At 59.4% G+C, this 17,670-nt stretch carries 18 protein-coding genes; 8 read left to right on the top strand and 10 right to left on the bottom strand.

The features are described 5' to 3' along the window. The first annotated feature begins 18 nt into the window (after window positions 1–18). Window positions 19–708, top strand: a complete 690-nt coding sequence (gene rpe / locus J7413_RS05100) for a ribulose-phosphate 3-epimerase (RefSeq protein WP_209096927.1) — start codon at window positions 19–21, stop codon at window positions 706–708. Window positions 709–735: 27 nt separating this feature from the next. Here the strand turns inward: rpe and J7413_RS05095 are convergent, their stop codons facing one another. After that, entirely contained in the window at window positions 736–1,317 is a 582-nt protein-coding gene (locus J7413_RS05095) for an SH3 domain-containing protein (RefSeq protein WP_247743342.1), read from the bottom strand. Window positions 1,318–1,406: 89 nt separating this feature from the next. Here J7413_RS05095 and J7413_RS05090 point away from each other — a divergent pair, with 89 nt between their 5' ends. From J7413_RS05090 to J7413_RS05070, 5 genes are all read left to right on the top strand, one after another. Beyond that, the gene (locus J7413_RS05090; RefSeq protein WP_209096925.1) at window positions 1,407–2,393 is read left to right on the top strand and encodes a D-glycerate dehydrogenase; all 987 of its coding nucleotides are present in this window, start codon (window positions 1,407–1,409) and stop codon (window positions 2,391–2,393) included. Window positions 2,394–2,399: 6 nt separating this feature from the next. Continuing rightward, on the top strand, window positions 2,400–2,951 hold the full coding sequence (gene thpR, locus J7413_RS05085; protein WP_209096923.1) for an RNA 2',3'-cyclic phosphodiesterase: 552 nt from the start codon (window positions 2,400–2,402) through the stop codon (window positions 2,949–2,951). Window positions 2,952–3,029: 78 nt separating this feature from the next. Beyond that, window positions 3,030–4,811 (top strand): gamma-glutamyltransferase, encoded by a 1,782-nt coding sequence (gene ggt, locus J7413_RS05080; protein WP_209096922.1) that lies wholly within the window; start codon window positions 3,030–3,032, stop codon window positions 4,809–4,811. Between the two features lie 64 nt (window positions 4,812–4,875). Further along, window positions 4,876–6,273 (top strand): FAD-linked oxidase C-terminal domain-containing protein, encoded by a 1,398-nt coding sequence (locus J7413_RS05075; protein ID WP_209096920.1) that lies wholly within the window; start codon window positions 4,876–4,878, stop codon window positions 6,271–6,273. Window positions 6,274–6,345: 72 nt separating this feature from the next. Then, a complete protein-coding gene (locus J7413_RS05070) occupies window positions 6,346–7,230 on the top strand; it encodes a serine hydrolase domain-containing protein (protein WP_209096919.1) in 885 nt (294 codons plus the stop codon). An 84-nt stretch (window positions 7,231–7,314) separates the two neighbouring features. On the opposite strand, the gene panB is transcribed toward J7413_RS05070, so the two are convergent. Together panB and panC are read right to left on the bottom strand one after the other, a co-directional pair. After that, on the bottom strand, window positions 7,315–8,124 hold the full coding sequence (panB, locus tag J7413_RS05065) for a 3-methyl-2-oxobutanoate hydroxymethyltransferase (RefSeq protein ID WP_209096917.1): 810 nt from the start codon (window positions 8,122–8,124) through the stop codon (window positions 7,315–7,317). After that, on the bottom strand, window positions 8,121–8,963 hold the full coding sequence (gene panC, locus J7413_RS05060) for a pantoate--beta-alanine ligase (RefSeq protein ID WP_209096915.1): 843 nt from the start codon (window positions 8,961–8,963) through the stop codon (window positions 8,121–8,123). The genes panB and panC overlap by 4 nt, the downstream gene beginning before the upstream one ends. 179 nt (window positions 8,964–9,142) lie before the next feature. On the opposite strand from panC, the gene J7413_RS05055 reads away from it, so the two are divergent. Next, window positions 9,143–11,650, top strand: coding sequence for an FAD-dependent oxidoreductase (locus J7413_RS05055; protein WP_209096913.1), 2,508 nt, complete (start codon window positions 9,143–9,145; stop codon window positions 11,648–11,650). An 82-nt stretch (window positions 11,651–11,732) separates the two neighbouring features. On the opposite strand, the gene J7413_RS05050 is transcribed toward J7413_RS05055, so the two are convergent. From J7413_RS05050 to J7413_RS05020, 7 genes are all read right to left on the bottom strand, one after another. Continuing rightward, the gene (locus J7413_RS05050) at window positions 11,733–12,131 is read right to left on the bottom strand and encodes a hypothetical protein (RefSeq protein ID WP_209096911.1); all 399 of its coding nucleotides are present in this window, start codon (window positions 12,129–12,131) and stop codon (window positions 11,733–11,735) included. Between the two features lie 59 nt (window positions 12,132–12,190). Next, window positions 12,191–12,529: a carboxymuconolactone decarboxylase family protein gene (locus J7413_RS05045; protein ID WP_209096910.1), complete on the bottom strand. Its 339-nt coding sequence runs from the start codon at window positions 12,527–12,529 to the stop codon at window positions 12,191–12,193. Between the two features lie 96 nt (window positions 12,530–12,625). After that, entirely contained in the window at window positions 12,626–13,285 is a 660-nt protein-coding gene (locus tag J7413_RS05040; protein ID WP_209096905.1) for a DUF938 domain-containing protein, read from the bottom strand. Beyond that, a complete protein-coding gene (locus J7413_RS05035) occupies window positions 13,270–14,361 on the bottom strand; it encodes an FAD-dependent oxidoreductase (RefSeq protein ID WP_209096903.1) in 1,092 nt (363 codons plus the stop codon). The genes J7413_RS05040 and J7413_RS05035 overlap by 16 nt, the downstream gene beginning before the upstream one ends. Then, the gene (locus J7413_RS05030; protein WP_209096901.1) at window positions 14,358–15,296 is read right to left on the bottom strand and encodes an aldo/keto reductase; all 939 of its coding nucleotides are present in this window, start codon (window positions 15,294–15,296) and stop codon (window positions 14,358–14,360) included. The genes J7413_RS05035 and J7413_RS05030 overlap by 4 nt, the downstream gene beginning before the upstream one ends. Before the next feature lie 105 nt (window positions 15,297–15,401). Continuing rightward, a complete protein-coding gene (locus tag J7413_RS05025; protein WP_209096900.1) occupies window positions 15,402–16,001 on the bottom strand; it encodes an NAD(P)H-dependent oxidoreductase in 600 nt (199 codons plus the stop codon). 180 nt (window positions 16,002–16,181) lie between these two features. Beyond that, window positions 16,182–16,376 (bottom strand): hypothetical protein, encoded by a 195-nt coding sequence (locus J7413_RS05020; RefSeq protein WP_209096899.1) that lies wholly within the window; start codon window positions 16,374–16,376, stop codon window positions 16,182–16,184. 253 nt (window positions 16,377–16,629) lie between these two features. Here J7413_RS05020 and J7413_RS05015 point away from each other — a divergent pair, with 253 nt between their 5' ends. Continuing rightward, window positions 16,630–17,664 (top strand): AraC family transcriptional regulator, encoded by a 1,035-nt coding sequence (locus J7413_RS05015; protein WP_209096897.1) that lies wholly within the window; start codon window positions 16,630–16,632, stop codon window positions 17,662–17,664. Window positions 17,665–17,670 lie beyond the last annotated feature (6 nt).

Genomic DNA, 17,670 nt, shown 5'->3' with positions numbered 1-17,670 from the left:
GCCGGGAAGGAGCCAGATATGAGCTTTGATCGCAAGATTAAGATCGCCCCATCCATCCTGTCAGCGGATTTTGCCAACTTCGGTGCGGAGATTCGCGCGATTGAGGATCAGGGTGCGGATTGGGTGCATGTGGATGTGATGGACGGGCATTTTGTGCCCAACCTGACCTTTGGCCCGCCCGCGGTGAAAGCGTTCCGTCCACATGTGAAAACCTTCATGGATGTGCATCTGATGATCGCGCCAGTGGATCCTTACATCGAGGCTTATGCCGAAGCGGGCGCAGATATGATCACTGCGCATGTGGAAGCAGGCCCCCACATTCACCGCACCATTCAGGCGATCAAGGCGCAGGGCGTGAAAGCGGGCGTGGCTGTGAACCCCGGCACCCCACTGGAAAGCATCGAACATGTGCTTGATCTGGTGGACATGGTGCTGATCATGACCGTTAACCCCGGATTTGGCGGGCAGAAGTTCATCCATTCTGGTGTGGAGAAAACCCGCCGCTGCCGTGAGATGATTGGCGATCGTGAGATCCACATTCAGATTGATGGCGGTGTGACCACCGAAACCGCGCCTCTGGTGGCTGCGGCGGGTGCAGATGCGCTGGTGGCAGGCTCTGCGGTGTTCAAAGGTGGCTCTGTTGATCAGGCGCAGGTCTATGGCGACAACATCCGCGCCATCCGTGCTGCAGCAGAGGCGGCGCAGTAAGCGCCTCTGCTTCAGGGCCATTCAGTGTCAGTCGCGGATTTCCTCGGCTGACACGCCCCAAAGGTCGGTTTTCTGCACCCAGCCTTTGTAGCCGCCCGCCTTCAGGCGGCACCACTCCAGCGTACATTCCTCAAGTTTTGCAATCACCCCGAGTTCCAGATGGGCAGAGACTTGCGTCTGATCCGGGCGCACGGCGAGAGGTAGCATGTCTTTTTGCACAATCACGGTGCGCACGCCGGAGAGCAGAGAATAGTGTACCCAGCCGCCCGCACCCTCAATATCGCGCACGCGCCGCCAGTGGCCATATTCGGCGGTGATTTGAAGTGGCATGGATTTGCGGGTGAAGACCCAGTCGATGCGGTGGGTGCGGGACGGGCCGCGTCGCACATTGGCTTTGCTCGCCTTCAGCGAGACATAGCGCGGCAATGGCAGGTTGGTGACAGGCCCGCGTTTGGGCGCAGCGGTTTCTGCGGTCGTGTCTGTGCTTGCGCTTTGAGCGGACACGCGGTTTGCCGCAACGGAAGATGTGAGCGCCAACAGCAAAGCCGCGGCCAGGCTCACAAGAGAATTTCGACCCAAGGTGAACATTTTGCCTGATTTTTTCTGCATTGAAGGTGCGGAGGGGTTCTTGTGCGCCGCTTGCCTGTGTTGCACTGTGACACCAACGGGCTGATTTGGAAAGTATGGGGAGGCATTGAATGCCAAAGCAACGTCTGAGTGTTGTCGTGACGCGACGCCTGCCGGAAGCTGTTGAGACGCGGCTGTCTGAGCTGTTTGATGTGCGGCTGCGCGATGATGACAGCCCAATGAGCCGCGAAGAGCTGGCGGCGGCGATGAAAGACGCTGATGTTCTGGTGCCAACGCTGAGCGATAAGATTGACGCCAATATGATTGCGCAATCCGGGGACAGGCTGAAGTTGATCGCCAACTACGGCGCTGGTGTGGACCACATTGATGTGGCTTCGGCCCGTCAGCGCGGCGTTCTGGTGTCCAATACGCCGGGTGTGTCAGCCGATGACACGGCGGATATGGCGCTGGCTTTGATTCTTGGCGTGACCCGCAGGGTGAGCGAAGGCGTGCAGCGCATGCAATCTGGCGAATGGGACGGCTGGGCCCCTACGGCGCTGTTGGGTGGCCGTGTGAGTGGCAAGCGGCTTGGCATTCTGGGCATGGGCCGCATTGGCACGGCTGTGGCGCGGCGCGCGCAGGCCTGTGGCATGCAGATCCACTATCACAACCGCCGCCGCCTGCGCCCTGAAATTGAGGCGCAATATGAGGCGACCTATTGGGAAAGCCTTGACCAGATGCTGGCGCGTATGGATGTGATTTCCGTGAACTGCCCGCACACGCCCTCAACCTTCCACCTGCTGAACGCGCGTCGTCTGAAGCTGATGAAGCCCTCGGCGGTGCTGATCAACACCTCCCGCGGGGAAGTGATCGACGAAAACGCCATGGTACGTGCGCTGAAGAACGGTGATCTGGCGGGCGCAGGGCTCGATGTTTTTGAGCACGGCAATGAGGTACATCCCGATCTGCGCGGTGTGCCCAATGTGGTGCTGATGCCGCATATGGGATCGGCCACCGTCGAAGGGCGGATCGAGATGGGCGAGAAAGTCCTGATCAACATCAAGACGTTTGATGATGGTCACCGCCCACCGGATCTGGTTGTGCCAGCGATGCTCTGAGGCGGCATGCGGGCTTTTGTCGGCATACCGCTGGAGGGTCCAGAAGCGGATCGTTTCTTGGATGTGCAGGACCGTCTGGCGGTTGGCACACCGGTCGCGGCGGCCAATCTGCATGTGACACTGGCGTTTCTGGATGATCAGCCGGTGGAGCAGCTGGAAATGCTGCATGAAGAGCTGGAAATGATCCAGGCGCTGCCCTTTGAAATGACGATGAAGGGCATCGACATTTTTGGTGGTGCCAAAAGCCGATGCCTTGGGCTGTTGGTGGCGCCGGATCCGGCGTTGATGGATTTGCAGGCGGACGTGGCCCGCGCCGCGCGTCGGGTGGGCATGAAAATCGAAAAGCGTCGGTTTCGCCCGCATGTGACGCTGAGCCGGTTTCGCGATGGTCAGCACGCACCGGAAAAGATCCAAGGTGCGATTTCACGTGGGGCTCATTTTGATATGTGGCCGATCTCGGTGTCTGAATTCGCGCTCTATCGCTCCAATCTGACCTCGGATGGGGCGCAGTATGAGGTGCTCAGCGATTATCCGCTGTTGGTGATGCCGCCGCTCTGACTTAAGCTGAGGGGAAGCGGCGCGTCGGTCTGTGGAGGAGCGGCAGAGCGCGCCCTTTTTCAGTTTAGGGAGAGTAGAATGAAGCGTTTTTCATTAAGTGTTTCCGTGGCTTGCCTGATGGCGAGCATGAGCTTGGCACAGGAGGCCGCCGACAGCGTTGCGCCAGAGGTTGCGACTCAGCTTGGTGGTCAGATCCCTGAGGCGCTGATGGCCGCGCAGGACGCCAAGGTCGCAGGTCAGCCCACATCTGCAGAAAACTGGATGGTGGCGGCGGCCAATCCGCTGGCGGTTGAGGCGGGCGCAAATGTGCTGCGCGCCGGGGGCTCGGCGGCGGATGCCATGGTGGCTGTGCAATCGGTGCTGGGGCTGGTGGAGCCGCAAAGCTCGGGCCTTGGCGGGGGCGCTTTTCTGGTTTGGTATGATGCTGAGAGCGGCACGGTGACCACGCTCGATGGGCGCGAAAAAGCGCCTTTGGCGGCGACGCCGAAGCTGTTTCTGGATGAAAACGGCGAGCGTATGAAGTTCTTTGATGCGGTGGTTGGCGGGCGCTCTGTCGGGGTGCCGGGCACGCCGATGCTGATGGAAGAAGCGCACCGCCGTTGGGGGCGCAGCGCCTGGCCCGGCCTGCTGGATGCGGCGATTGGCCATGCGGAAAACGGCTTTGCGGTGTCCCCACGCCTTGCAGGCGCGGTGGCCAATGATGCGGAGCGGCTCTCAAGCCATCCAACCACGGCGGCTTACTTCCTGCCCGGTGGCGCGCCGCTGGCGGAAGGCAGTGTTTTGCAGAACGCAGATTATGCAGAGAGCCTGCGCCTGATGGCGGAACATGGCGCGGATCCGTTTTACACCGGTGAGATTGCCACGGATATTGTGGCCACAGTGCGCAGTGCCGACAATCCAGGAGTGCTGAGCACGGTGGATATGGCGCTCTATCAGGTGAAAGAGCGCGATGCGGTCTGTGTGGAGTATCGCGACCATGATGTCTGTGGCATGGGGCCGCCCTCCTCTGGTGCGCTGACTGTTGGGCAGATCCTTGGGCTGGTTGGGTCTTATGACATGGCGGGCATGGGGCCTGAGAGCGCGGATACCTGGCGGCTGATCGGGGATGCCTCGCGTTTGGCCTTTGCCGATCGTGGGCGCTACATGGCGGACAGTGATTTTGTGCCAGTGCCGACCGCGGGCCTCGTTTCGCCAGACTATCTGGCCGCGCGGGCAGAGCTGCTGTCTGGTGATAAGGCGCTGGAAAGCGTGGCACCGGGAACACCGGAGTTTGACCATGCGCTGAACTGGGGGGACGGGCAGACCTTTGCGCAGCCCTCCACCTCCCACATCTCGATTGTGGACAGCTATGGCAACGCTTTGTCGATGACCACCACGATTGAAAACGGGTTTGGCAGCCGGGTGATGGCGCGCGGCTATCTGCTCAACAACGAGTTGACTGATTTCTCCTTCCGCTCTCACAGCGATGGCGTGCCGATTGCCAACCGTGTGGAGCCGGGCAAACGCCCGCGTTCCTCGATGGCGCCAACGATTGTGCTGAAAGACGACAAACCTGTGCTGGTGATTGGCAGCCCGGGCGGCAGCCGGATCATTGGCTATGTGGCCAAGACCATCATCGCCCATATGGATTGGGGTATGGATGTGCAGGCGGCGATTGATCTGCCGCATCTGGTGAACCGTTTTGGCACTTATGATGTGGAAGAAGGCACCTCGGCGGCTGATTTTGAGGCCCCTCTGACAGAGATGGGCTTTGAGGTGAATGTGCGGGGGCTGAACTCTGGCTTGCATGCCATCGCAATTGGTGATGGGTTGCAGGGCGGGGCGGACAACCGCCGCGAAGGGGTGGCCTATGGCGAATAAGCGCATCTGAGTACAAAGCTCTGCGTTTGCTTGCGGCCCCCAGCGACTTGCGAAGGGAAGAGGCATGGCAAACGCAGAGGTTTTGGAGCGCAATGAAACGGGCATTGCGGCAGCGCTTGGGGTGCTGAAGCAGCAGTTCGGGGAGGCCTGTCAGACCGGCCAAGCCATGCGCGAGCAACATGGCCACACCACCACCTGGTTGCCCAACCAAGCCCCGGATGCGGTGATCTTTGCCAAATCGACCGAAGAAGTTGCCGCCATTGTCAAAACCTGCGCCGCCCATAAGGTGCCGGTGATTGCCTATGGCACGGGCACCTCGCTGGAGGGCCATGTGAACGCGCCCCTGGGCGGTGTCTGCATCGACATGACCGAAATGAACAACATCATCGCGGTGCATGATCAGGATCTGGATTGCGTGGTGCAGCCGGGTGTCACCCGTGAACAGCTCAACACCCATCTGCGGGACCGCGGCCTGTTCTTTCCGATTGATCCGGGGGCCAATGCCTCACTCGGCGGGATGGCCTCCACCCGCGCAAGCGGCACCAACGCGGTGCGCTATGGCACGATGAAGGACAATGTTCTGGCGTTGGAGGTGGTTTTGCCCTCAGGCGAGGTGATCCGCACCGCCAGCCGCGCGAAGAAATCCAGCGCAGGGTATGACCTCACCCGTTTGATGATTGGTGCTGAGGGCACGCTCGGCATCATCACAGAGATCACCTTGAAATTGCAGGGCATTCCAGAGGCGATGTCCTCCGCCCGCTGCTCGTTTGAGAGCGTGGATGCAGCCTGTCAGGCTGTGATGGCGACCATTCAATACGGCATTCCCGTGGCGCGAATCGAATTGCTCGACGCAATGAGCGTGAAGGCGGCCAATGCCTATTCCAAGCTGGAGCTGCCGGAAACACCGCTGTTGCTTTTGGAGTTCCACGGCTCTGACAATGGCGTGGCCGAGCAGGCAGAGATGTTTGGTGCCATCGCTGAGGAGATGGGCGGCACGGGGTTTGAATGGACCACAAAGGCTGAGGACCGCACCAAACTCTGGCAGGCGCGCCATGACATGTATTGGGCCTCGCTACAGCTGCGCCCCGGCGCAAAAGGGGTTTCCACCGATGTCTGCGTGCCGATTTCACGGCTGGCGGAATGTGTGACAGCGGCGACAGAGAAGGCGGCGGAACTTGGCTTGCTGGCGCCGGTGGTGGGCCATGTGGGCGACGGAAACTTCCATACGCTGCCGCTGATTGACATGGAAAACGCCGAAGAGGTCGCCAAGGCGGAGGGCTTTGTCAGCTGGCTCAATGATCTGGCGATTTCCATGGGCGGCACCTGCACGGGGGAGCATGGCATCGGGCAGGGCAAGAAGCCTTACCTGCGCAAAGAGCTTGGCGGGGCTGTGGATGTGATGATGGCGGTGAAAGCCGCGATTGATCCGGATGGGATCATGAATCCGGGGAAGATTTTGTGAGAGGATTGAGTAAGTTTGCTTCCAGCTTTGAGGTCCAATTGACGCCTTACGCAACGGTTAGATACATCACTTATGAGGGCTGAAAACACATATTCCCATTGGATCAGGTCCTCTGGAAATGAAGGCAGCAGAGGTTCTCAGTCTGCCCGATTTCCCTACTGGAGTTTTACCAAAACAGCGATAGCGATTTGCGCGCTGAAGCTGTACGAAGACTCCGCATTGGACTTGGATGCGCCACTTGAAGGCGCTGCTTACTCGTGTCGTCAGCTTCTAGCGCATACATCTGGACTCCCAGACTACTGTCAGCTTCCGGAATACGGGCGATCAGTAAGCGCGCATGAAGCCCCTTGGTCTCGCGAAAAAATGCTGGACTTGTCGTTGTCCAGAGGGATGCTGTTTGAGCCGGAGCAAGGGTGGTCTTATTCAAATATCGGCTACATGTTTGTCCGAGACATCATTGAAGATGCAACAGGGCAATCACTTGGACAGGCTATTTCTTCGATGATCTGTAAGCCTTTGCGCCTTGATAGCATCGAGTTCGCAGATACACGTGAGCAGTTTACAAAACTACATTGGCGCGCGGCTGCAAATTATGACCCTCTCTGGGTTTACCATGGTTGTCTCATCGGCAATGCGGCTGATGCCGCGCGCCTGCTTCACGGTCTGTTCTCAGGTAACTTGTTGCGGCGAGATACTTTGAAAGTGATGATTGAAACAAAGCTACTTGGGGGCCCATTGCCCGGGCGGCCATGGTCCCAATGTGGATATGCTCTGGGGCTTATGTCAGGCACCATAGATGGTATTGGCCGTTCAATTGGCCACTCTGGAGCTGGACCATTTTGCGTCAACGCCGTTTATCATTTTCCAGATTTAGAAGACCCGATAACGGTGGCTAGTTTCACGGACGGCAACGATGAGGGCAAAGCAGAGTTCGCAGCTTTAGCGTTGGTTCGATGAATGGCAGCGGTATCTGTAAATTGGTTTTTGAGCACGATGCGAATAGAGGGCTCCTATTGGGCCCTCCAACTTCGTCATCCCCCGTCACCGATACACCTCATCCTCTCCCGGAAAGCTGCGGTCTTTGACCTCTTCGGCGTATTGGCTCACCGCGCGTTCGATCGCTGGGCCTAAATCACCGTAGACTTTCACAAATTTCGGGGTCCATTCGTTCAGGCCCAGCATGTCCTCAAGCACGAGGATCTGGCCGTCACACTCCGCTGAGGCCCCAATGCCGATGGTGGGGATCGGGATCTGTTTGGTGATCTTGGCAGCCAGTGGCTCGACCATGCCCTCAAGCACAATGGCAAAGGCCCCTGCCTCGGCCACGGCGCGGGCGTCTTCTTCGTGCAATTCCCAGCTGTCTTCATCGCGGCCCTGGGTTTTGAAGCCGCCCATGACGTTTGAGGACTGCGGTGTGAGGCCGATGTGGGCCATCACCGGAATGCCGCGCTCGGTCAAAAAGCGGATGGTTTCGGCCATGCGTTTGCCGCCTTCAAGCTTCACCGCGCCGCATTGGGTCTCTTTCATGATCTTGGCGGCATTGCGGAAGGCCACGGCGGGGCTTTCTTCATAGGTGCCAAAGGGCATGTCCACCACCACCAGCGCTTTCTGGGTGCCGCGCACCACGGCTTTGCCGTGCATGATCATCAGATCAAGAGGCACGCCGACGGTGCTTTCCATGCCATGCATGACCATGCCAAGGCTGTCGCCCACCAGAATGAAATCTGCGTATTTGTCGACAATCGCGGCGGTGTGTGCGTGATAGGAGGTCAGCGACACAATCGGCTCCCCACCTTTGCGGGCGGCGATCTGTGGAACGGTGGTGCGGCGGATCTGAGTCTGTTTGCTCATGGGGTCACTACTCTTTGGTCAATCAGAAGAATGTCGCCAAAGGCAACGGAGATCATGATGGCGGTGGGGCCGGTGAGCGGCCCGGTGAGGCTATTGAGCGTTTCATCGGCCACGATGTCCAGCCCGATGAGGGTGGCGCGGGGCTCGCTGGCGATGGTCGCGGTGATGGTGGCGTGCAGGGCGTCAACGGTGCCGCCCTTGGCTGCTGTCGCTGCGGCGTCCAGCGCGCGCGACAGCACCAGTGCGGCGGCGCGATCTTCTGGTGTCAGGCGCACATTGCGTGACGACATGGCCAGCCCATCGGCCTCGCGCACGGTGGGCGCGCCGATGATCTGCACGGGCATATGCAGGTCGGCGACCATGCGTTTGATGACCTGAAGCTGCTGGTAGTCTTTCTCGCCAAAGACCGCCACATCCGGCTGCACGATGTTAAAGAGCCGCGCCACCACTGTGGTCACGCCGCGGAAGTGACCGGGGCGCACTTCGCCGTGCAGCATATTGGCCAGACGGGTGGTTTCCACGATGGTTTCATCGCCGGGGGGATACATGGTCTCCACCTCTGGCAGGAAAACAACCGCGACGCCGGCCTCTTTCAGCAGAGCGAGGTCGCGATCCTCATCGCGTGGGTATGCGTCGAGATCGGCGGTTTCGCCAAATTGCGTGGGGTTCACGAAGATTGACACCACGATGGCGTCACTTTGTGTTTTGGCGGTCTGAATGAGGCTCATGTGGCCTGCGTGCAGGTAGCCCATGGTCGGTACCATGCCGATGCGGTGGCCATTTTGGCGCAGTTTTGCAACCGCTTCGCGGCACTCCGAAACTGAGCGGCAGATCAGCATTCTGGTCTGTCTCCATTTTAGGTGGGGCGGGTGTAACGATGCTGCGGCTGCACAGCAAGGGTTTTGACGGATACGTCACGTCGCATTCGCACACTATTGCGTCGGCTGGACCGTGAGATTTGTGGCCAATCGTTTACAGTCACCGCAAAATCATTCTTCTGCGGGGAGTCGCCTGTCTTATGAAAACGAATGTCAAAGCGCTGGTTGTGGGCGGTGGTGCCGTCGGAACCTCGATTGCCTATCACCTGGCCAAAGCGGGCTGGGACGATGTGATGCTGATCGAGCGGGATGAGCTGACCTCTGGCTCAACCTGGCACGCCGCTGGCCTGCTGCCGCTGTTCAACATGTCCTATGCGACAACACACATCCACCAGTACTCGGTGGATTTCTACAAAACACTGGAAGAAGAGACCGGCCTGAATGCTGGCTTCGCGGTTGTGGGCAACCTGCGTATGGCGCAGACCCAGGAGCGCATGGACGAGTATATGCTCTATGCCTCCACCGCGGAAACCTGTGGCGTGGCCTATGAGTGGCTGACACCGGATCAGATCAAAGAGCGTTGGCCGCTGATCGAGACCGGCGACCTGAAAGGCGCGATCTACCACACCGAGGACGGTTATATTAACCCGGCTGACGTGACGCAGGCGATGGCCAAAGGTGCGCGCCAGCGTGGTGTGGAAATTCACCGTAAGATGCAGGCGGATTCCTTCCACTGGACCGGCACGCATTGGGAAGTCACCTGCACCAAGATGGTGGAAAAAGGCGGCAACCTGATTGAGTCGGACGAAAAAGTGGTGATCACGGCAGAGCATGTTGTGACCGCGTCGGGCAACCACGCGCAGCGCACCGCAAAAATGCTGGGCATCAAGATGCCAGCGATCCCGGTGGAGCACACCTTCATCGTGATGGATCAGGACCCTGAGCTGGTCAAATGGCGTGAAGCGGGCAACCCGGAGCACCCTGTTGTGCGGGACGCTGACAACGAATCCTATGCGCGTGAAGAGCGTGGCGGCTGGATCCTCGGCATCTATGAAAAAGGCGCACCTGCGCGCTTTGAACACGGTGTGCCGGACAGCTTCCGCGCAGACCTGTTCCCGCTGGATCTCGACCGGATCGCGGATCAGTACATGGCGATGGCCGAACGCGTGCCCTCCTGTGCGGAATCCGGCCTGAAAGACGACTTCAACGGCCCGATCTGCTACACTCCAGACGGCAACCCGCTGGTGGGTCCTGCCCCTGGCCTGCGCAACATGTGGCTGGCAGAGGGCTTCTCTTTCGGCATCACCGCAGCAGGCGGCACCGGTTACTACCTCGCACAGATGATGGTGGACGGCGAAGCCGAGATCGACATGGCGAGCCTCGACCCGAAGCGGTACTCCTCCAACTGGATGACCACCGAGTTTGCGGCACGCAAGAACGAAGAGTGCTATGAGCACGTCTACATCCTGCACCACCCAGATGAAGAGCGTCCGGCCTGTCGCCCGCTGCGCACCTCGCCTGCCTTTGACCGTCAGAAAGAAAAAGGCGCGCAATTTGGCTGGGTGAACGGCTGGGAACGTCCAAACTACTATGGCCCCGTGGATGCGCCCTCGAACTTTGACGAGGAAAACCGCTCCTTCCGCCGTGGTGGCTGGTGGCAGTATGCCGTGGATGAGGCCAAAGCGATCCGTGAAGGTGTTGGCCTGATCGACGCAACCGCCTTTACCAAACACGTTGTCAAAGGCCCCGGTGCGACCCAGTTCCTTGACTGGTTCACCTGCAACAAGCTGCCAAAGGTGGGTCGTATCAACCTGACCTATGCGCTGACCGCAGCCGGCACCACCCGGACCGAATACACCATCGTGCGCAACGGCGAGAACAACTACTACATCGTTTCCGCAGGTGCCTGGACCGAATATGACGCAGACTTCCTGCGCAAAGCGGCCGAGGACAAGATGGAAGAGTTCGGCTACATCGAAATCCAGGACGTCACCACGCAGTGGGGTGTGTTTGCGATTGCCGGGCCAAAATCCCGCGATGTGCTGAAAAAGGTCATCAGCGACGCCGATCCAAGCACCGCGCTGTCCAACAAGCGCTTCCCTTGGCTGTCTGCACGCCAGATCGAGCTGGGCATGTGCCCTGTGAATGCGATCCGCGTGGCCTACACCGGTGAGCTTGGCTGGGAACTCCACCACCCGATCGAGATGCAGAACTACCTCTGGGATCTGCTGGTCGATGCGGGTGCGGAGTTTGACATGAAGCTGGTTGGCGCACGTGCGCAGAACTGGCTGCGTCAGGAGAAATCCTACCGTGCGTTTGGCACCGAGCTGGGCCGCGATGCGACCCCGGCAGAGGCCGACCTGCCGCGCTTCATCGACCTGTCCAAAGAGTTCCACGGCAAGGCCGAAATGGAAGCCAAAGGCGTGCGCTTCAAGTGCTGCACCATGCTGATCGATGGGCCGGAAGATGCGGATCCTTGGGGCCGCGAAGTGCTCTACACCCCTGAGGGTGAGCGCGTTGGCCGTCTGACCTCCGGTGGCTACTCCGTGGCCTTTGAAAAATCCATCGGCATGGGCTACGTCAAGCCTGAGCTGGCGGTCGAAGGCACCAAGCTGAAGGTGAAGATGCTGGACAAGCTGTGGGATGCGGTTGTGACCTGTGACAGCCCATACGATCCGAAAAACGAAACCATCCGCAAAGACGGCTAAGGTTTCAGAGTAAAAGAAAACGCCCCGCAGATTTGCGGGGCGTTTTTTGTTGTTTGAGGCCCCGGCTTGGTCCGGTGCGGCCTTAGTATTCGCCTTTGGTCAGGATATTGTCGCCATCTTTGTCCATGCTGGTGAACCATTCACGCAGGCGGGTGGTCATTTCATCGCGGGTGACATCGCCATCCAGGTTGATGTCCATGGTGCCCCGGCCAAGGCCCAGCACTGCGCGATTGGACAGCGAGCTTGGGTGATCTTTGGCATTTTGGGCGCGCGCATCATCAAAAGCGGAATATTCCGCATTGTCGAGCTTGCCGTCCTGATTGGTGTCAAAGGTTTCAAAGGTGCGTTTGCGCATGTCCTCCATTTCGGCCCAGGTGATGGTGCCGTCTGCGTCCAGATCCCAGGAGTCTGCGGCCAGCGCTGGGCTGCTGAACCCAAGGCCCAATGACACAAGAGCCGAAGAAATCAATGTAATGCGCATGGTTCGTCCAATCATTTTGACTATGTTTGTCTGCACCTTACGGGGGTGCCGCGCAAATGTCAGCCTGCTGATAGCTCTTCAAAGCAGGCAAGCGCTTTGCCCGCATACATCATTGCCGGCCCGCCGCCCATCTGGATCGCCATACCAAGCACATCAGCTATTTCGTCTTTGGTGGCACCGGCTTTGACCAACGCCTCGCAATGCAAAGAAATGCAGGGCTCGCAACGGCTGACAATGGCCATGCCAAGGGCGACAAATTCTTTGGTCTTGTGATCCAGAACGCCGCCTTCTTTTACGGATTTGCTCAACCCGCCAAAGGCTCTGGCGGTGTCTGGAATGGTTTTGTTCAGGCCGCGCAATTCATTGCGTGTGGCGGATATTTTGTCAGTCCAACTCATGGTGGCTCCTTTTATTTGCAGAGCCAACATATTCCAGTTAGGGAATATTAAATTGACCAAGATCAAAGGGCCACACCGCTAGGCGTTTTTCTGTGACTACAGGGGCTTTTTGTACTGCAGCAGCAGATTGTTGGCGGGCATTTCCGTAATTGTGCCACCAGACAAGCCATGAGACATCGCAATCGCGGCAATCTCATGGTCAGATTTGTAGCCAATCTCCGGATCCTGTGCGCGCAGGTCTGCATCAAACCGTTGGTCGCCGTCGCTGACCAGCACGCCATCGCGTTTGAACGGGCCATAGATCAGCAGCTGACCGCCCGGGTGCAGCGCCTTCGCGGCCTCTGAAATCAGGGTTTGCGCCTCAGCTGTGCTGATCAGATGCAAAAGATTGCTCAGCAGGATCACATGTGGCGCGCCGACCTGTGTTGCCCAGCCGGGGGCGGTGGCGTCCAGATCCTGAGGCGCGGAGAGATTCGTGAGGCTGCTTTCATCCACATAGGCCTGAATGCTGGCGCGGCGGGTGGCGTCGATTTCGGTTGGGCGCCATGTGAGCGCGGGGAAGGCTTCGGCATAGGCGGCGATGTGCTGTCCGGTGCCGCTGGCGATTTCAAGAACCTCGCCCTCTGTGGGCAACAATTCGGCCAGCGCGTCAATCAGTGGGGCGACATTGCGTGCGGCAGATGGGGCATAGAGTTTGCCAGCGGTGTCCGGCGTGGCCACAGAGGCGCTGTCAGGCAAGTTCAGGCGGCGGGGCATTTCGAAAACCTCCTTGGATCAAGGGCGCTGCGGGTGGCCGCATCGAGCGCTGAGGATTGGCCGGTGATCAGGTCTGCAATCAGCTGAGAGGCAGCCGGGGCCGTTTGGAAGCCATAACCGCCCTGACCGGCCACCCAGACAAAGCTGGGATCGGTGCCGTCAGGGCCAAGCGCGAGGTTGCGATCTGGCGTGAAGCTGCGCAATCCGGCCCAGCTGGCCTCCAGGCGGGTGACCTCCTCAGAGACAAATTCCTGATATCTCGCAAGCCCTTCAGCCAGCACCATATCATCTGGCCAAGCATCAAACGGGGCCATTGGATCTTCTTCTGCCGGAGACACAATCAGGCTGCCTGCATCAGGCTTGGCATACCAGTGTTCGTGCACATCCAGCAGCATGGGCCAATCGCGCACGTCATGACCGCCGGGGGCTGGAATGCGCGCCATGGAGCGGCGCATCGGTGTGATGCCAAGCGGTGCGATGCCCGCGAGACTGGCGATCTGATCGGCCCACGCCCCAGCCGCGTTCAAAAGCAGTTTGGCCTCGTAGGCCGCGTCATTTGCGATCACTTGCCAGCCGGACGCGGTGCGGGTGATCTTGGTCACGGTCTGCCCGGTGCGCACCTCGCCGCCATGGGCGCGGCAAGTCTTCGCGCACCATTGCAAAAGGCGATCTGTGTCAATGTCTGCGGCTTCTTCATGCATGGCGGCAAACGCCGCGACCTCTGGTTTCAGAATGGGCACCCGCGCGCAGGCGTCTTCTGTGGAGATGGGTGTGGCCTCAAAGCTTTCGCACGCCTGCTCAAAAGCCGCGCGATCCTCGGGTTTGGCAAGAAACATCACCCCACGCGGGGAGAGGAAGCCGCCATCCGTTGTGGCGAAGAAATCTGCGCTGGCGCGGCTGAGCGCGACCGTGCTGGCCAGGCCGTAGTTTTGCTCAAACATGGCGGCGGAGCGGCCTGAGGCATGATAGCCAAGCGCGTTTTCCCGTTCCAAAACAAGGGTTTTTCCCAGTGGTGCCAAGCGCGCCGCAGCAGAGAGCCCAGCGATGCCGCCACCAATGATGAGGAAGTCGATCATGCTTCTTCCAATCGATCGGTGGCCGGTGGCGGCGTCGGGGTGAGCGCTGTCAGCTGCGCATATAGCGCATCATCCATTTCAAAAGTCACAGCCGCCAGTGAAGGGGCCAGTTGCGCAGCAGTGCGCGCAGACAGGATCGGGCTTGGCGCGGCGCTGTGGCGCGCGGCCCAGGCAACCGCCAATGTGGCCGGGCTCACGCCCATGTCGGTTGCGGTGCTTGCAAGCTCTGTCGCTGCGGTGTGCATCCAATCCACCCCATAACGCGCGGCATAGCCACGATCAGAGCGCAGTCTGCCCCTGCCATCGGGCGCGCTGTATTTCCCTGTCAGCAAACCGCCGCCCAGTGGCGAATAGGTTGCGGCCAGGATGCCGAGATCGGCGCACATGGGCAGAATTTCGACTTCTGCCTGACGTTTGACCAGATTGTACATGGGTTGCAGCACATCAATGGATACGCCGTGCGCCGCCCCAAGCCAGGCAGCCTTGACCACTTGCCAGGCGGCAAAATTGGACAGGCCCACATACCGGATATTGCCCTGTGATTTCTGTTCGGCAAAGAAATCCAGTGTCTCTTCCAGCGGCGTGCCTGCATCAAAGCGGTGCAGGTATAAGATGTCGATCTGATCAAGCTGAAGCCGCTGACGGGACAGATCGAATTGCGCAGCAAGATTGGCGCGACCTGCGCCGCCATTGTAGCCCACCTTCGTGGCAATCACCAATGCGTCGCGACAGTCCCGGATCAGGTCGCCGAGAATCTCCTCTGATTTTCCAGAGGTGTAGAGGTGGGCCGTGTCAAAATGGTTGATCCCCGCCCCGCGGCAGGCTTCGAACATTTCGGCGCTGTCCTGCGCGGTGGCCCCTTCTCCAAATTGCATGGTGCCAAAGGCAAATCGGCTGACGGGGGTGCCGTTGGGGCTAAAGATGCGGTGTGTCATGGCGCGACGTTGCCATGGGTTGCGGCGCGGGAAAAGGACGATTTTGGGTGCGCAGCAACCTTTGTGCAGCGGCACATTGCTGCGGCAGCGGAACAAGCCCTGCGCTTAACATGTGCGTTGGCTGGCAGGGGCGGGAAGAGTTTGGCCGATGTCAAAGCAGCGTTGTTGCAACTGTTCGTGGCGCGCATGAGAGGAGGCGCTGCCAATCAGCAATTCCAGCCGCTCAGGCAAGGTCCCAAACGCACCGGGGGCGCCCATCATCCAACTGGTGTCCAGCGCAGGGGCGTGCCCCTTGCGATCCATGCGATCTGTACGCGGTCCTGCGGGAACCAGCATAAGGCCAGCCCGCAGCTGTTGTGCAGAGACCGCGGCGCCATCAGGAGCGATGTTGTCATTGGCCGTAACTGTCGGCTGCCACACCCGGTTGACCCAACCTTTCATTTTGGCAGGCAACCCCCACCAGTATAGTGGAAAAATCAGACAGATTGCATCTGCGCGGGCCATGCGTTCCTGCTCTTGCTGAACATCCTCGGCTGGGTGTTCTGCAATATCGGCCAGAGACCAGAGCGGGTTAAAGCCTTCGGCATTCAGATCTGCGAGTTCTGCAGTATGCCCGGCGGAGCGCAGACCGGCGATGAAACGCGCGGCGGCTGTTGCGGAAAAGCAGGAAGGGGTGGGGTGATCAAGAACGGTAAGGACATGCATGATGACGCTCGCTGTTTAGGAGGGAGGGGGCACGTGCGGGCCACAGCCGACCCCGACAGAAAAGGAGATATCTGTCAGGGTCGGAAAGGGGCGGTCACGGGAGGCACTTGGGACTGCGCTGGGGAAGTGTGACCGCCGGTACGGGGTGGACAAAGGGACAGGGTCACCCCGAAAGCAGTGTCACGTGTGACGTGGCAGTTCGATGTATGTGTCTGACGTTTGCGCAACTTGGGCTGCCCCCGTATCCGCAAGGTGGTGGACCCCGGTGGTGGGGCCGCCAAGCCCCAGGATAAGGGCGCCTGCAAAGATGGTCAGGCCACTGCCCACTGTTGCGACTGCAATCGACTTGCCTATCAATGGGGCGGATAACGTCATGGTTGTATTCCTTTCGTCTTTCTGCTGCGCCATTGAGGCGCTCGGGGGCGCATCGTCGTGACCTGTCAAAGGTGGCTCGATGTGCCGTGTTGTTTCGATGTGATTAGGAATACCGCTGCAGGTCTCTGAAATATTGACGCCGCGTGCCAAAGACTTGACAGCAGGCGTCAAAGGTCAAAGTGTCGATCACGAAAGCGTGATCGGTGGGGTTGCGCCAAAAGATGCCCTTTAGAGGCGAACGTGGGGTGAATAAGTGACCGCGGTTTCTGCGATGTATGCGCGCAAACAGATCGAGCAGGCGATAAACCTGCCCGACAAGGCGCCCCTGTATCAAATTATCGAAATGACACCTGATCAACTGCAGGACGGGGCTGTCATGGTGCCAATTGCGGCCTACCTGAGCTTGATTGAGGCGATTGCACAGAGTGAGTGGCCGGATTTGCGTTTTCACATGCGCACAAGTCAAAGCATGCGCTGCGATGAATTTGGGGTGTTTGGGCTGGCCTTCAAATCGGCGCCAACGGTGCGGCAGGGATTGCAGCGGCTTCAGCAATATGTGCGCCTGCACAATCGGGTCTCTGAGTTTGCAGCAGAGGCAGAAGGTGGCGCGTATGTTTGGTCCATGAAAGGGCCGGCAGTGGTGCGATTGGGCAGTGCGTTGTCCGCTGAGGCGGCGATGGCGACCACGCTGGTGTTGTGTCGAGAAGCCACGCAGAAGACGCTGACTCCGGTAAAGGTGGAGTTCAGCCACACCCGCGAGGGCAGCAAAGACGCCTTGATGGCGCATTTCGGGGTGATGCCTGAATTTGGTGCAGCGCGGGATGCGATCCATTTTGACATGGCAGAGGTGGAACAGCCCTGCGCGGTGGGCGACGCTGCGATCTGGCAGTATCTGACCACACATCTGGATCAGGCGTTGCAGGACGATGCGCGCCGTGCGCGCCCATTTGACGAGTTGGTGATCGAAGAGATCACCAAGCTTTTGAGTGGTGGTGTGCCACAACTGGCGGAAGTGGCCGGGATCATGGGCCTAGGAGAGCGCACGTTTCAGCGCCGCTTGTCTGAACAGGGGCAGACATTTCAGGCGCTGGTGGATGAGGCGCGCCACCAGCTGGCCAAGCAGCTTGTGGTCGCATCCTCTTACAGCTTGATAGAAATCACCTTTCTGACTGGATTTTCAGAACAGAGCGCGTTTTCGCGGGCGTTCAAACGCTGGACGGGGATGTCGCCCAGAGCTTATCGACAGGCCCAAAAGGGCGAAAGTCTGGGGGCGCCCGCTTCGCGCTGAGGCGTT

It is taken from the genome of Shimia sp. R10_1 (assembly GCF_017744095.1).
In the GTDB taxonomy this organism is placed as follows: Bacteria; Pseudomonadota; Alphaproteobacteria; order Rhodobacterales; family Rhodobacteraceae; genus Shimia.
Note: the sequence above shows the minus strand (reverse complement) of the source record. Positions and strands in the feature narration are given on the sequence as shown.

Bases quoted from the DNA above. Each gene is read 5' to 3' on its own strand.
- J7413_RS05040 (WP_209096905.1), bottom strand. From the start codon at position 13,285: ATGCCCCGCCGCCTGAACTTGCCTGACAGCGCCTCTGTGGCCACGCCG.
- J7413_RS05020 (WP_209096899.1), bottom strand. From the start codon at position 16,376: ATGACGTTATCCGCCCCATTGATAGGCAAGTCGATTGCAGTCGCAACA.
- thpR (WP_209096923.1), top strand. From the start codon at position 2,400: ATGCGGGCTTTTGTCGGCATACCGCTGGAGGGTCCAGAAGCGGATCGT.
- J7413_RS05055 (WP_209096913.1), top strand. From the start codon at position 9,143: ATGAAAACGAATGTCAAAGCGCTGGTTGTGGGCGGTGGTGCCGTCGGA.
- J7413_RS05030 (WP_209096901.1), bottom strand. From the start codon at position 15,296: ATGACACACCGCATCTTTAGCCCCAACGGCACCCCCGTCAGCCGATTT.
- J7413_RS05050 (WP_209096911.1), bottom strand. From the start codon at position 12,131: ATGCGCATTACATTGATTTCTTCGGCTCTTGTGTCATTGGGCCTTGGG.
- panC (WP_209096915.1), bottom strand. From the start codon at position 8,963: ATGCTGATCTGCCGCTCAGTTTCGGAGTGCCGCGAAGCGGTTGCAAAA.
- rpe (WP_209096927.1), top strand. From the start codon at position 19: ATGAGCTTTGATCGCAAGATTAAGATCGCCCCATCCATCCTGTCAGCG.
- panB (WP_209096917.1), bottom strand. From the start codon at position 8,124: ATGAGCAAACAGACTCAGATCCGCCGCACCACCGTTCCACAGATCGCC.
- J7413_RS05075 (WP_209096920.1), top strand. From the start codon at position 4,876: ATGGCAAACGCAGAGGTTTTGGAGCGCAATGAAACGGGCATTGCGGCA.
- J7413_RS05025 (WP_209096900.1), bottom strand. From the start codon at position 16,001: ATGCATGTCCTTACCGTTCTTGATCACCCCACCCCTTCCTGCTTTTCC.
- J7413_RS05095 (WP_247743342.1), bottom strand. From the start codon at position 1,317: ATGCAGAAAAAATCAGGCAAAATGTTCACCTTGGGTCGAAATTCTCTT.
- ggt (WP_209096922.1), top strand. From the start codon at position 3,030: ATGAAGCGTTTTTCATTAAGTGTTTCCGTGGCTTGCCTGATGGCGAGC.
- J7413_RS05070 (WP_209096919.1), top strand. From the start codon at position 6,346: ATGAGGGCTGAAAACACATATTCCCATTGGATCAGGTCCTCTGGAAAT.
- J7413_RS05045 (WP_209096910.1), bottom strand. From the start codon at position 12,529: ATGAGTTGGACTGACAAAATATCCGCCACACGCAATGAATTGCGCGGC.
- J7413_RS05035 (WP_209096903.1), bottom strand. From the start codon at position 14,361: ATGATCGACTTCCTCATCATTGGTGGCGGCATCGCTGGGCTCTCTGCT.
- J7413_RS05090 (WP_209096925.1), top strand. From the start codon at position 1,407: ATGCCAAAGCAACGTCTGAGTGTTGTCGTGACGCGACGCCTGCCGGAA.